The sequence below is a fragment of the Streptomyces sp. NPDC048290 genome (assembly GCF_040652095.1).
Lineage (GTDB): Bacteria > Actinomycetota > Actinomycetes > Streptomycetales > Streptomycetaceae > Streptomyces.
Genome location: NZ_JBEZLM010000005.1, coordinates 75,048 through 87,753 on the forward strand (window position 1 = coordinate 75,048; position 12,706 = coordinate 87,753).

Consider the following 12,706-nt stretch of genomic DNA (forward strand, 5'->3'; position numbering starts at 1 on the left):
GCTCTTACTTCTCCTCGAAGGCGGGGGCGGTGGCGGGGGCGCTTTCCGCTGCGCGCGGGGCGGGGGTGACGGCGGGCTCGTTGCCCCCGAGCAGCAGATACAGGACGGCCATCCGGATGGACACTCCGTTTGCGACCTGCTCGATGGCGGTGCAGCGCGGCGAGTCGGCGACCTCGGCGGTGATCTCCATACCGCGGACCATGGGACCGGGGTGCATCACCACGGCGTGCTCGGGCATCCGTGCCATACGGTCGCCGTCCAGCCCGTAGCGGCGCGAGTACTCGCGCTCGGTCGGGAAGAAGGCGGCGTTCATCCGCTCGCGCTGGACCCGCAGCATCATCACCGCGTCGGACTTGGGCAGCGTGGCGTCGAGGTCGTAGGACACCTCGCAGGGCCAGGTCTCGACACCGACCGGCACCAGGGTGGGCGGGGCGACCAGCGTGACGTGCGCGCCCAGGGTGTGCAGCAGATCGACGTTGGAACGGGCGACCCGGCTGTGCAGGATGTCGCCGACGACGGTGATCCGCCGCCCGGCGAGGTCCTGGCCGATCCCGGCGTCCCGGCCGACCAGCCGGCGCCGCATGGTGAAGGCGTCCAGCAGGGCCTGGGTGGGGTGCTGGTGGGTGCCGTCCCCGGCGTTGATCACGGCCGCGTCGATCCACCCGGAGTTCGCGAGCCGGTACGGGGCTCCCGAGGCGCCGTGCCGGATGACGACGGCGTCGGTGCCCATCGCCTCCAGCGTCTGGGCGGTGTCCTTGAGGGACTCGCCCTTGGAGACGCTCGACCCCTTGGCGGTGAAGTTGATGACATCGGCGGACAGCCGCTTCTCCGCGGCCTCGAACGAGATCCGGGTGCGGGTCGAGTCCTCGAAGAAGAGATTGACGACGGTCCGACCCCGCAGGGTCGGCAGCTTCTTGATCGGCCGGTCCGCGACCCGGGCCATCTCCTCGGCGGTGTCGAGGATCAGCACGGCGTCGTCACGGGTCAGATCGGCGGCCGAGATGAGATGACGCTGCATCTTTCAGGCTCCGTAAGGCAGTTCAGTATCAGGAGATTTCGGGCGGCGCGGGCGCGCCGGAGGGAGACGTACGACCCGTCCCAGGTGCCGTACGCCGCCGTCCGCTACCGGCGTTCGCCCGGGGTGGCCTGCTGGACGCCGAGCAGCACGGTGTCGCGACCGTCCTCCTCGGCGAGCTGGACCTTGACCGTCTCCCGCAACGACGTGGGGAGGTTCTTGCCGACGTAGTCGGCGCGGATGGGCAGTTCCCGGTGACCGCGGTCGACCAGCACCGCGAGCTGTACGGCACGGGGGCGCCCGATGTCGTTCAGGGCGTCGAGGGCGGCGCGGATGGTGCGGCCGGAGAACAGCACGTCGTCCACCAGCACGACCAGCCGGCCGTCGAGTCCGTCACCGGGGATCTCGGTGCGGGCCAGCGCGCGCGGGGGGTGCATCCGCAGATCGTCGCGGTACATGGTGATGTCCAGCGAACCGCAGGGGACCTTGCGCTCGGTGATCTCTTCGAGCTTGGCGGCGAGCCTGCGGGCGAGATGGACACCGCGGGTCGGGATGCCGAGGAGCACCACGTCGTCGGCGCCCTTGGCGCGTTCGACGATCTCATGGGCGATACGGGTCAGGACCCGGGCGATGTCCGGGCCTTCGAGCACGGCCCGCGGGGCGGACGCGGGAGCGTCCGGCGGTGTGTCGTGCTGGTCCTGCCCGGCGAGCGGGTCATGACCGTCGTGCCCGTCGTGTCTGTCGTGTCTGTCCATACGAAACGGACCTCCTTCTCCGCCTCACGGGACGGACCTTAAAGGACGTCGGGATGTGCGCCGTCCACCGTAGCAGGCCGTACGGAACGGTCCGGCACACCCCTGAGTCACTCCGGATCACCCTGACGACGGACGCCGGATCACCCGTTTGGCGCAATCGGCTGCCACTACCACGGAAGAGTCGGTGCGGCCCATTCGGCTTGACGCAGCAGAGTAACGCTGCGTAACCTCACAGTGAGTTACCAGCCGCGCGGCCCGGCACCCGAGCCGACCGCGTCGACCCAGTGCCGGGGAGCTATATGTCCAGCGAATACGCCAAACAGCTCGGGGCCAAGCTCCGGGCCATCCGCACCCAGCAGGGCCTTTCCCTCCACGGTGTCGAGGAGAAGTCCCAGGGCCGCTGGAAGGCCGTGGTGGTCGGTTCGTACGAGCGCGGTGACCGCGCGGTGACCGTGCAGCGCCTCGCCGAGCTGGCGGATTTCTACGGCGTTCCGGTCCAGGAGCTGCTGCCGGGCACCACCCCGGGCGGCGCCGCCGAGCCCCCGCCGAAGCTGGTCCTCGACCTGGAGCGGCTGGCCACGGTCCCCGCCGAGAAGGCGGGCCCCCTCCAGCGCTACGCGGCGACGATCCAGTCCCAGCGCGGCGACTACAACGGCAAGGTGCTCTCGATCCGCCAGGACGACCTGCGCACACTCGCCGTGATCTACGACCAGTCCCCCTCGGTCCTCACCGAGCAGCTGATCAGCTGGGGCGTGCTGGACGCGGACGCCCGTCGGGCGGTCTCGCACGTCGAGGAGAGCTGACCGGGCCATCCGGTCCGGCCCGCCCAGCCAGCCCAGCAGAAACGTGCCGTCGCCATGTTCACGGGCGGAAGCCGCCCCCGTACGGGCGGCGCGAGAAGGGCCCCCAGCGGTGCGCTGGGGGCCCTTCTGCGGCTCGGGGGACGGAGGGGGCGGGAGGGTGCGGACGGGACGGCTGAGGGCGGCTGGGGCGGCTGAGAGCCACCGGGCGCCGTGCGGCGGGCCGACTGGGGCGGCGGGGTCGTACGGACCTCGTGTACGGCCCCGGGGGCTTCCGGGCTCCAGCAGCCCCGTCGGGCTTCACGGGCCTCGGTAGCCACGTCGGGATCACGGGCTCCGGTAGACCCGTCGGGACCACAGTCTCCGGTAGCCCCGTGGGGCGACACAGACCCCGCTAGCCCCGCAGGGCTTCACGGACCCGAGTAGCCCGGTCGGGCTTCACCGGCCCTGGTGGCCCCGTGAGGCGTCACCGACCCGGCAGCCCCGTAGCGCTTCCCGGGCCCCAGTAAGGCTCACCGCCCGCCAGCGGGACCCGTGGTGTCCGCCCCGTGTCTCCCCGGTGGGGCGGCGCTCCACCGGGGATCGTGGCTACGCGCCTTCTCGGCGGAGCGAGGGCTTCAGCTCCTTGAAGCGGCCGAGCAGCCCGTTCACGAAGGCCGGCGAGTCGTCCGTGGAGAACTCCTTCGCCAGCTGCACCATCTCGTCCAGCACCACCGCGTCCGGCGTGGCGTCGACCCAGATCAGCTCGTACGCGCCCAGGCGCAGGATGTTGCGGTCCACGACCGGCATCCGGTCCAGCGTCCAGCCGACGGCGTACTGCGCGATCAGCTCGTCGATCCGCCGGGCGTGCTCCGCGTAGCCCTCGACCAGCTCCATGGTGTACTCGCTGACCGGCGGCTGCCGGGGATCGGTACGGGAGTGCCGGATCCAGTCCGCGAGGACCGTCAGGACATCGGCACCGCGCTGGTCGCCCTCGAAGAGGATCTGGAAGGCGCGCTTGCGGGCCGTGTTGCGGGCAGCCACGGTTAGCTGTTCACCCGGCCGAGGTAGTCGCCGGAGCGGGTGTCGACCTTGATCTTCTCGCCGGTGGTGATGAACAGCGGGACCTGGATCTCGTAGCCCGTCTCCAGCGTGGCGGGCTTGGTGCCGCCGGTGGAGCGGTCGCCCTGGACGCCCGGCTCGGTCTCCGAGATGTTCAGCTCGACAGCGGCGGGCAGCTCCACGAAGAGCACATTGCCCTCGTTCTGCGCCACGGTCGCCGTGAAGCCCTCGATCAGGAAGTTGGCGGCGTCCGCGACCGTCTTGCGGTCGATGTGCAGCTGGTCGTAGGTCTGCATGTCCATGAAGACGAAGTAGTCGCCGTCCATGTAGGAGAACTGCATGTCGCGCTTGTCGACAGTGGCCGTCTCGACCTTGACGCCGGCGTTGAAGGTCTTGTCGACCACCTTGCCGGACAGCACGTTCTTGAGCTTGGTGCGCACGAAAGCGGGGCCCTTGCCGGGCTTGACGTGCTGGAACTCGACTACGGACCACAGCTGGCCGCCGTCGAGCCTGAGCACCATGCCGTTCTTGAGGTCGTTCGTGGAAGCCACGGTTGCTTCAATCTCCTGGACTGACGTGGACGACCCCGGGGCACGCGCCTACAACGCGAGCAGCTCCTTGGTCGTGATGGTGAGTAGCTCGGGGCCGCCGTCCGCCTCGGGGCGGACGACGAGCGTGTCATCGATCCGGACGCCGCCCCGGCCCGGGAGGTGGACCCCCGGTTCGACGGTGACCGGCACGCAAGCGTCCAGTTTACCCATGGCCGCCGGAGCGATCTGCGGGTCCTCGTCGATTTCGAGTCCGACGCCGTGTCCGGTGAGTGCGGGCAGGCCCGCGCCGTAGCCCGCGGAGTCCAGGACGTGCCGGGCCGCGCGGTCCACGTCCCGGTAGGCGGCGCCCGGCACGAGGGACTCGCGTCCGGCGCGCTGGGCCGCGAAGACCAGGTCGTACAGCTCGATCTGCCAGTCGGCGGGCGAGGTGCCGATGACGAAGGTGCGGCCGATCTCGCAGCGGTAGCCGCGGTAGGTGGCGCCGAGGCAGACGGAGAGGAAGTCGCCCTCCTCGACGCGGCGGTCGGTCGGGCGGTGGCCGCGGCGACCGGCGTGCGGGCCGGTGGCGACGGAGGTGTCGAAGGCGGGGCCGTCGGCGCCGTGGTCGACCAGCCGGCGTTCGAGTTCGAGGGCGAGATGGCGTTCGGTGCGGCCGACGAGGATCGACTCCAGCAGTTCGCCGAGGGCCTGGTCGGCGATCTCGGCGCCGATACGGAGGCAGGAGATCTCCTCCTCGTCCTTGATCACCCGCAGTTGCTCGACGGCTCCGCCGATGTCGGTGAGCCGGAGGGAGGGGGCGACGGAGTGCAGGGCGCGGTGCCGGGCGACGGTGAGGTGGTGCTCCTCGACGGCGAGGGAGTCGGCGCCCTGTGCGGCGGCGAGACCGGCGGCGGCGACGGCGGGGTCGCCGGTGGGGCCGTCCAGGAGGTGCAGGCGCAGGGTGTCGTCGGGGCGGCCGTCGCCGGACTGCTCGTCGGGCGGGGTGGCGCAGATCAGCACGTCCTCGGGGCCGCCGAGCAGAAGGGCGGCGCCGTGGGGGGCGGCGCCTGCGAGGTAGCGGACGTTGGGGGGGCGGGTGACCAGCGCGGTGGCGCTGCCGCTGGCTGTGCTGTGGGCCCTCAGTCTGGCGCGGCGGGTCGCGTACACCTCTGACATGTGTCGAGCGTAGGGGGGTTGTCGGGTTTGTGCCGGTTGGGGTGCGCCGATGGGGGGGCTGGTCTGGGTGGGTGAGTGCGGGTGGTGTGTGGTCGAGCGCGCAGTTCCCCGCGCCCCTTCTCGGCGTTGGGCGCCGCCCCGATATCTAGCAGTGCCCCCTGCGGGTGGCATGCGGTGGCGGGTGCGGGTAGTCGGTGGCTGGGCGCGCAGTTCCTCCCCCAGAGGGGGTACCCCCAGCGCCCCTACCCGGCGTCCCAGGCGTCCGGCGTTTGTGGAGACCGCTACCAGTTCGGGGGGCTGGTTATTGATCTGGTCAGGGTTTCGTTGAGGACGTGGGCCGTGCCGGGGACGTCCAGGTGGGAGTTGTCGATGATCGGGAGGCCCGAGCCGTACCAGCCGGCCATACGGCCGTGGATGCGGGCCACCTCCTCGTCGCCGAGGCGGCGGTTGCCGGAGCGCTGGGCGTTGCGCTCCAGGACGATCTCCAGGCCGGGGAGCAGGACGACCGGGAGGAGGCCGGGGCCGACATGGCGTTTCCAGCCGCCGAGGCCGACGACCGGGCGGTCGGGGAAGACGGCGTCGTCGAGGATGCAGGAGATCCCGTTGGCCAGGAAGTTGCGCGCGGCGAAGCCGCAGGTGCGGCGGGCCAGGCGGTACTGGGCCTCGGAGTGGTCGTTCCAGCCGGACTGGGGGTCGGCGAAGCCCGAGCGGACCCATTCGCGGACGTCGTCCAGGCTGATGTGGGCGGTGGGGACCCGGCGGTGGTCGGCCCAGTACTTGGCGACGCTGGTCTTCCCGGCGCCCGCGGGGCCGATCAGCAGCACGGCGAGGGTGGTCGCGGCGGCGTCGGGGGCGGCCGTCATGGCGGGCGGCGGGGCGGGGGCGGAGAACGGGGCGCCGGGCGGCAGGGTCACCTGGCCGGTGGTCTCCGGGTTCTGCGGGGGGTGGTGCGGGGTGGGCGGCATCGGCGCGCCGGGGTAGCCGGGCGCGGGGTGCGGCGGTGGAGCCGGGTGGTGCTGGTGGTCGGTGGGTGACCAGGCGGGCGACGGGGTCTGTCCCGGCCGGTGGGGCGGCAGCGGGGACCCCCCTGCGTGCTGCATCCGGTGCCACTCCGTCTCGTCGTTCTCGGCGCGTGTCGCCTGCGGGCGGTCGATGCCGTCCCGTGGCCCACGCGCGACAGGGCGAATGGGTGCCGGCGACGGGGCACGGACCCCGCCGCTACCGAACGGTACCGTCCCCGGCCGTCCTGTGGTGAACGGCCGGGAACGGCCCCGGGTGCCCGTCGCCGCGGGGTTCGACGGACGGGAGGAACTGCCGGACCTACTCCCCCACCTCGCCGTACGCGGCGAGCAGTACGGCCGGGTCGGGTCCTTCCAGGACGGTCGGTTTGGCGAGGCCGTCCAGCACGATGAAGCGGAGCAGGTCGCCGCGGGACTTCTTGTCGACCTTCATGGTCTCCAGCAGCTTGGGCCACTGGTCGTAGCGGTAGTGCAGGGGCAGGCCGACGGCTTCGAGGATGGTGCGGTGCCGGTCGGCCGTGGCGTCGTCGAGGCGTCCGGCGACCCGGCCCAGTTCGGCGGCGAAGTGCATCCCGACAGCGACCGCGGCGCCGTGCCGCCACTGGTAGCGCTCGTTCTTCTCGATGGCGTGCGCGAGGGTGTGGCCGTAGTTGAGGATCTCGCGGAGGCCGGACTCCTTGAGGTCCGAGGAGACCACCTCGGCCTTGACCTTGATGGACCGTTCGATCAGCTCGGCGGTGTGCGGTCCGGCCGGGGTGCGGGCGCCCTCCGGGTCGGACTCGATCAGCTGGAGGATCACCGGGTCGGCGATGAACCCGGCCTTGATGATCTCGGCGAGCCCGGAGACGTAGTCGTTGACCGGCAGGGAGTCGAGTGCGGCGAGGTCGCAGAGCACCCCGGCGGGCGGGTGGAAGGAGCCCACCAGGTTCTTGCCCTCGGCGGTGTTGATACCGGTCTTCCCGCCGACCGCCGCGTCGACCATGCCGAGCACGGTGGTCGGTACGGCGATCCAGCGCACCCCGCGCAGCCAGGTCGCGGCGACGAACCCGGCCAGGTCGGTGGTGGCGCCGCCGCCCACGCCGACGATGACGTCGGTGCGGGTGAAGCCGGACTGGCCGAGCGCCTTCCAGCAGTAGGCGGCGACCTCGGCGGTCTTGGCCTCCTCGGCGTTCGGCACCTGGATCGCGATGGCGTCGTAGCCCTGTCCGGCGAGGTCCGCGCGCAGCGCGTCCCCGGTCTCGGCCAGCGCCTCGGGGTGCAGTACGGCGACCCGCTTGGCCTGCTCACCGATCAGCCCGCCCAGCTCACCGAGGAGCTGACGGCCCACCAGGACCTCGTACGGCTCGCTGCCGGCCGTGCCGCCGACCTGGATGCGCGTCACCGACGCTGTCACGGTGTCCTCCTGCCGGGCGTCCGGGGTGTCCCCGGGGTTCGCGGTCTTCAGTTCCAGCACGTCCAGCACGTCCTGGGCGACCTCTTCGGGCGTACGGCCGTCGGTGGCCACCACCGAGCGGGCGACCCCTTCGTACAGATGGCGTCTGGCCTCCATCAGTTCCCTCCACTGCTTGCGCGGGTTGAGGGCGAGGAGGGGGCGGGCAGCGTTCAGGCCGGTGCGGCGGACGGCTTCCTCGATGTCCATGGAGAGATAGACGACGGGGAGTCCGGCGAGGTCGTCGCGGGTGTCCGGGTCGAGGATCGCGCCGCCGCCGAGCGCCAGGACGCCCCGGTGCTCGGTGAGGGCGCGGCGCACGGCCGCCTTCTCCAGGACACGGAAGGCGCTCTCGCCGTCCTCGACGAAGATGTCGGTGATCTCCCGGCCCTCGGCGGCCACGATGTCCGCGTCGGTGTCCCGCAGCGTCACGCCGAGCCGCTCGGCGAGCAGCGCGCCGACGGTGGACTTGCCGACCCCCATGGGGCCGATCAGCACGACGAGCGGGGCGGTCACCGGATGGCCAGCGCGTCGAGGTACGAGGTCACGTTGCGGCGGGTCTCGGGGACGCTGTCGCCGCCGAACTTCTCGGCGACCGCGTCGGCGAGGACCAGCGCGACCATGGCCTCGGCGACGATCCCGGCCGCCGGGACGGCGGAGACGTCGGAGCGCTGGTGGTGGGCCTGGGCGGGCTCGCCGGTGGTGACGTCGACGGTGCGCAGGGCGCGCGGCACGGTGGCGATGGGCTTCATGGCGGCACGCACCCGCAGCAGTTCGCCGGTGGACAGTCCGCCCTCGGTGCCGCCGGAGCGGCCGGAGACCCGGCGCAGGCCCTCGGGTCCGTTCTCGATCTCGTCGTGCGCCTGGGAGCCGGGGACCCGGGCGAGGTCGAAGCCGTCGCCGAGTTCGACGCCCTTGATGGCCTGGATGCCCATCAGGGCGGCGGCCAGCCGGGCGTCCAGCTTGCGGTCCCAGTGGACGTGCGAGCCGAGGCCGACGGGGACGTGGTAGGCGAGGATCTCCACGACGCCGCCGAGGGTGTCGCCGTCCTTGTGGGCCTGGTCGATCTCGGCGACCATCGCCTTCGACGCGTCGGCGTCCAGACAGCGCACCGGATCGGCGTCCAGCCGCTCCACGTCGGCGGGCGTCGGGTACACGCCCTTGGGCGCCTTCGCCGAGGCCAGTTCGACGACATGGCTGACGATCTCGACGCCGGTCGTCTCCTTCAGGTACGACCGGGCGACCGCGCCCAGCGCCACCCGGGCCGCGGTCTCCCGCGCGGAGGCCCGCTCCAGGATCGGCCGGGCCTCGTCGAAGCCGTACTTCTGCATCCCCGCGAGATCGGCGTGGCCGGGGCGGGGGCGGGTGAGCGGGGCGTTGCGGGCGAGTCCGGCGAGGATCTCGGGGTCGACCGGGTCGGCGGCCATCACCTGGTCCCACTTGGGCCACTCGGTGTTGCCGACCATGATCGCGACCGGGGAGCCCAGGGTCAGTCCGTGCCGGACGCCGCCGAGGAAGGTGATCTCGTCGCGCTCGAACTTCATCCGCGCGCCGCGTCCATAGCCGAGCCGGCGCCGCGCGAGGTGGTCCGCCACCATCTCGGTGGTGATCGGTACGCCGGCGGGCAGACCCTCCAGCGTCGCGACGAGTGCGGGGCCGTGGGACTCCCCCGCGGTCAGCCAGCGCAACCTGCTCAACGGTGCTCCTCAGTCTTCGCGCCGGGTACTGCCCTGCGTACGCGCGTCCTCGCGCACGGCGACGGCGACCCGGTGCGCGGCCCGGGACCGCCTTCTCCGATCCTCCCACGTCCAACTGGCGAAACCGGTCGTAGGTCCATCAGGCGGACGTGAGTACGTCAGAACGGAATCGTGCCGTGGATCACCCGACACCGTCCCGGCGGTGGCCGGGCGGGGCGTACGAGCCGAGGAAGTCGGCGCCCTGCGGTCCGGTCGGGGGCTGCGGCGCATACGGGCCGAGGTAGTCGGCGCCCCGGGGTTCGGTGGAGGTCTGCGGGGCGTACGGGCCGAGGAAGTCCGCGCCGCTGCCGCCGTCCCCGTGCTGGGTCACGACGGGTGCCGCGGACGCCGCCCGCCGGGCCCGCCGCAGGGCGATCCTGTGCCGGATCTTCAGCCCCCAGGACACCAGGACGAGCAGCACGATCAGGACGAGCACGCCGTTCTGGGCCCAGTCGGGCAGGAACCACAGCGCGGCTTCGAAGATCTCGCTCTTGCCCCCGGCCAGGGGCACTCCAGCGGACATGGACATGGAAACGTAGCCCCCCTTACGACCGCGCCCCCTGCGCGGCCCAGCGGGATACTAGCGTTCGGCGAGCGCCTGTTCGCCCGCCCGCCGCATCGCGCCGAGCGGGGCCGGGGAGCGGCCCGTCATCTGCTCCACCTGGAGCACCGCCTGATGCACCAGCAGATCGAGCCCGCTGAGCACCGCGCCCCCGTACGCCGACCAGCGGGCGGCGAGGGTGGTGGGCCAGGGCTCGTACAGGACGTCGAAGAGGGCGGCCGGGCGCTCGGGGACGGCGGCGGCGAGGGCGTCGGTGGCGCCCGCCGGGGTGGTGGCGACGACCAGCGGGGCGCGCAGGGCGTCGGCCGCCCGGTCCCAGTCCTCGGTGCGTACCTCGACGCCGAGCCGGTCGGCCCACTCGCGCATCTCGGCGGCGCGAGCGGCACTGCGCACATAGACGGCGATCTCGCCGGTGCAGATCCGGGAGAGCGCGGCGAGGGCGGAGGAGGCGGTGGCACCGGCGCCGAGGACGGCGGCGGAGTCGACCTTGTCGATGCCGTGTTCCCGCAGGGCGGCGAGCATCCCGGGGATGTCGGTGTTGTCGCCGCTCCGGCGTCCGTCGGGGGTGAGGACGACGGTGTTGACCGCGTCGACCGAGGCGGCCGTCTCGCTGACCGTGTCGAGCAGCGGGATCACCGCCCGCTTCAGCGGCATGGTCAGCGACAGCCCGGCCCACTCGGGACCGAGGCCGTCGATGAAGCGGGGCAGCGCAGCCTCGTCGATCTCGAAGCGGCCGTACGTCCAGTCGTCGAGACCGAGCGCGCTGTACGCGGCCCGGTGGAGCACCGGGGAGAGGGAGTGGGCGATCGGGGAGCCCAGGACGGCGGCGCGGCACCGCGGCCCGTCCGCCCCGGTCCGGTCCGGTGCCGCCATCAGTTGCCCCGGGACGCGTTGAACTTGTCGACGAGTTCCTGGTGCTCCTCGATCGTCTTGGCGAACTCCGTCTGGTTCATGCCGTCGGTGGCGACGAAGTACATCCAGCCGTCCTCGGTCGGGTTCAGCGCCGCCTGGATCGCGTCCTCGCCGGGGTTGCCGATCGGTCCGGGCGGCAGGCCCCGGTTGGTGTACGTGTTGTACGGGTCGGGGTTGCTGTTGATCTCCGACTCGGAGATGTCGATCTTGCTCTGACCCTTGAGGTAGTTGAAGGTCGAGTCGAACTGAAGTTCCTGGTTCGTCTCGGTGTTGTCGGTCTTGAGGCGGTTGTAGACGACTTCGGCCATCTTGCGGAAGTCGTCGTGGGTCTTGCCCTCCGCCTGGACCAGGCTGGCGACCGTGACCAGCTCCCAGGCGTTGTCCAGCCCGACGCTCGCGGCCTTCTTCTCCAGCCCCAGTTCCTCGTAGTTGTCGGTGGCACGCGCCACCATCAGCTTGAGGACGTCCTCGGGCTTCTGGCCCTTGGCGACCGGATAGCTGGAGGGGTAGAGGAAGCCTTCCAGCGGGTCCTTGACGTTCTTGTGGCCGACGGCCCAGTCCGGCAGACCCAGTTCCTTCCAGTTGCTCTTGGCGACCCCGGCGGTGGTGCCGTCGTCGACCTCGAGCCGTTTGTCGATCAGTGTGTAGATCTCCGCGTTGCGCTTGCCCTCGGCGATGATCAGGTTGCTGCGGCTCTCCGGGGAGAGCATCAGCTTCAGGGCGCTGTCGGCGGACATCTCCCGCTGGAGCGTGTAGACACCGTCCTGGATCGACTTGCCGTCGGGGTTGCTCTGCTGGGCGGCCACGAAGGCGTCGACGCTCTTGACGACCCCGGCCTTCTTCAGCTCCTGCCCGATCACATAGCCACCGGCCCCCTCGGGGATGGTGACGGTGACCTGCTCGCCGTTCCCGGCGCCCGCGAAGTCCGGGGCCGCGCCGAAACGGTCCTGGTAGAACTGGTAACCGAAGTAGCCCACGCCCGCGAGACCGCCGCCGAAGACCAGGGCGACCACCAGACACGCACAGCCGTTGCGGCTCTTCTTCGGCTTGCCGCCCCGGCCGCGCCGCTCACCGCGTCCGCCCCGGTCACCGGGGTCGCGGGTGCTGTCGTCGGTGTCGTCGTCGTCCGCGAAGAACGCCGCCTCCTCCGGGTCCGGCTCCGGGTCCCAGCCCGGTCCCGGGTCCGGCTCGGCGCGTCGCCGGTGCGGTGGCTCGGGCGGCGGATAGGCGTCCGGTGTGTTGTAGAAGTCGGCCTGCTCACCGCCGCCGTACCCGGCGGCTGCCTGCTGTCCGTAGGGGTCGACCGGGTCCGCCGTGCCGGGGTAGGGCACCTGCTGGCCATTGCTCCAGCCGCTGTCGTACGGGGGACCGCCATAGGGCTGACCGGCGCCGTACTGCGGTGCGGGCTGCTGCTGGCCGTACGGGTCCGGGTACGGCATCTGCGGCTGGCCCTGCTGCGGGTCGTAGCCGTACGAGCCGTCGCTCCACTCGCCGCCGTAGCCCTGCTGCGGCTGCTGGGGCGGGTACGGGTGGCCGCCGTGGGCAGGCTGCTGCGCCACAGGGGCCTGCTGCTGCCCTGTCCATCCGCCGTCCCCGTACAACGGGTCCTCGGGATGCCACGGTTCGGAGCCTGGGCCCCGGCCATACTCGGTCATCGATCCCCTAGAGCCGCGAGGCGGTGGGGCGCGGTGCCAAGGCCCCGGTTCCCGTTCCGCCTCTTATTGTACGGAG

At 71.8% G+C, this 12,706-nt stretch carries 12 protein-coding genes; 1 reads left to right on the plus strand and 11 read right to left on the minus strand.

Going from position 1 to position 12,706, the window contains the following annotated elements; translation table 11 throughout:
* Positions 1–4 precede the first annotated feature (4 nt).
* Entirely contained in the window at positions 5–1,018 is a 1,014-nt protein-coding gene (locus AB0D49_RS09765) for an aspartate carbamoyltransferase catalytic subunit (protein ID WP_362753624.1), read from the minus strand.
* 104 nt (positions 1,019–1,122) lie between these two features.
* A complete protein-coding gene (gene pyrR / locus AB0D49_RS09770; RefSeq protein ID WP_362753627.1) occupies positions 1,123–1,770 on the minus strand; it encodes a bifunctional pyr operon transcriptional regulator/uracil phosphoribosyltransferase PyrR in 648 nt (215 codons plus the stop codon).
* A gap of 299 nt (positions 1,771–2,069) precedes the next feature.
* Here pyrR and bldD point away from each other — a divergent pair, with 299 nt between their 5' ends.
* A complete protein-coding gene (bldD, locus tag AB0D49_RS09775) occupies positions 2,070–2,573 on the plus strand; it encodes a transcriptional regulator BldD (RefSeq protein WP_355733130.1) in 504 nt (167 codons plus the stop codon).
* 585 nt (positions 2,574–3,158) lie between these two features.
* Here bldD and nusB read toward each other — a convergent pair.
* From nusB to mltG, 9 genes are all read right to left on the minus strand, one after another.
* Positions 3,159–3,593 (minus strand): transcription antitermination factor NusB, encoded by a 435-nt coding sequence (gene nusB, locus AB0D49_RS09780; RefSeq protein WP_362753632.1) that lies wholly within the window; start codon positions 3,591–3,593, stop codon positions 3,159–3,161.
* Between the two features lie 2 nt (positions 3,594–3,595).
* On the minus strand, positions 3,596–4,162 hold the full coding sequence (efp, locus tag AB0D49_RS09785; protein WP_362753635.1) for an elongation factor P: 567 nt from the start codon (positions 4,160–4,162) through the stop codon (positions 3,596–3,598).
* 48 nt (positions 4,163–4,210) lie between these two features.
* A complete protein-coding gene (locus tag AB0D49_RS09790; protein ID WP_362753638.1) occupies positions 4,211–5,317 on the minus strand; it encodes an aminopeptidase P family protein in 1,107 nt (368 codons plus the stop codon).
* Between the two features lie 281 nt (positions 5,318–5,598).
* A complete protein-coding gene (locus tag AB0D49_RS09795; RefSeq protein ID WP_362753641.1) occupies positions 5,599–6,417 on the minus strand; it encodes an AAA family ATPase in 819 nt (272 codons plus the stop codon).
* 220 nt (positions 6,418–6,637) lie between these two features.
* Positions 6,638–8,281: a 3-dehydroquinate synthase gene (aroB, locus tag AB0D49_RS09800; protein ID WP_362753644.1), complete on the minus strand. Its 1,644-nt coding sequence runs from the start codon at positions 8,279–8,281 to the stop codon at positions 6,638–6,640.
* Positions 8,278–9,462: a chorismate synthase gene (gene aroC / locus AB0D49_RS09805; protein WP_362753647.1), complete on the minus strand. Its 1,185-nt coding sequence runs from the start codon at positions 9,460–9,462 to the stop codon at positions 8,278–8,280. Before aroC ends, aroB begins: the two co-directional genes overlap by 4 nt.
* Before the next feature lie 181 nt (positions 9,463–9,643).
* Complete coding sequence (locus tag AB0D49_RS09810; protein WP_362753650.1) at positions 9,644–10,024, minus strand: hypothetical protein; 381 nt, start codon at positions 10,022–10,024, stop codon at positions 9,644–9,646.
* 57 nt (positions 10,025–10,081) lie between these two features.
* On the minus strand, positions 10,082–10,936 hold the full coding sequence (locus AB0D49_RS09815; RefSeq protein WP_362753653.1) for a shikimate dehydrogenase: 855 nt from the start codon (positions 10,934–10,936) through the stop codon (positions 10,082–10,084).
* The gene (gene mltG / locus AB0D49_RS09820; RefSeq protein ID WP_362753656.1) at positions 10,936–12,630 is read right to left on the minus strand and encodes an endolytic transglycosylase MltG; all 1,695 of its coding nucleotides are present in this window, start codon (positions 12,628–12,630) and stop codon (positions 10,936–10,938) included. Before mltG ends, AB0D49_RS09815 begins: the two co-directional genes overlap by 1 nt.
* Positions 12,631–12,706 lie beyond the last annotated feature (76 nt).

What these genes read in the sequence shown, in the direction of transcription:
- AB0D49_RS09765 (WP_362753624.1), bottom strand. Translation starts at nt 1,018, where the DNA reads ATGCAGCGTCATCTCATCTCGGCCGCCGATCTGACCCGTGACGACGCC.
- pyrR (WP_362753627.1), bottom strand. Translation starts at nt 1,770, where the DNA reads ATGGACAGACACGACAGACACGACGGGCACGACGGTCATGACCCGCTC.
- bldD (WP_355733130.1), top strand. Translation starts at nt 2,070, where the DNA reads ATGTCCAGCGAATACGCCAAACAGCTCGGGGCCAAGCTCCGGGCCATC.
- AB0D49_RS09790 (WP_362753638.1), bottom strand. Translation starts at nt 5,317, where the DNA reads ATGTCAGAGGTGTACGCGACCCGCCGCGCCAGACTGAGGGCCCACAGC.
- AB0D49_RS09795 (WP_362753641.1), bottom strand. Translation starts at nt 6,417, where the DNA reads ATGCAGCACGCAGGGGGGTCCCCGCTGCCGCCCCACCGGCCGGGACAG.
- AB0D49_RS09810 (WP_362753650.1), bottom strand. Translation starts at nt 10,024, where the DNA reads ATGTCCGCTGGAGTGCCCCTGGCCGGGGGCAAGAGCGAGATCTTCGAA.
- AB0D49_RS09815 (WP_362753653.1), bottom strand. Translation starts at nt 10,936, where the DNA reads ATGGCGGCACCGGACCGGACCGGGGCGGACGGGCCGCGGTGCCGCGCC.
- mltG (WP_362753656.1), bottom strand. Translation starts at nt 12,630, where the DNA reads ATGACCGAGTATGGCCGGGGCCCAGGCTCCGAACCGTGGCATCCCGAG.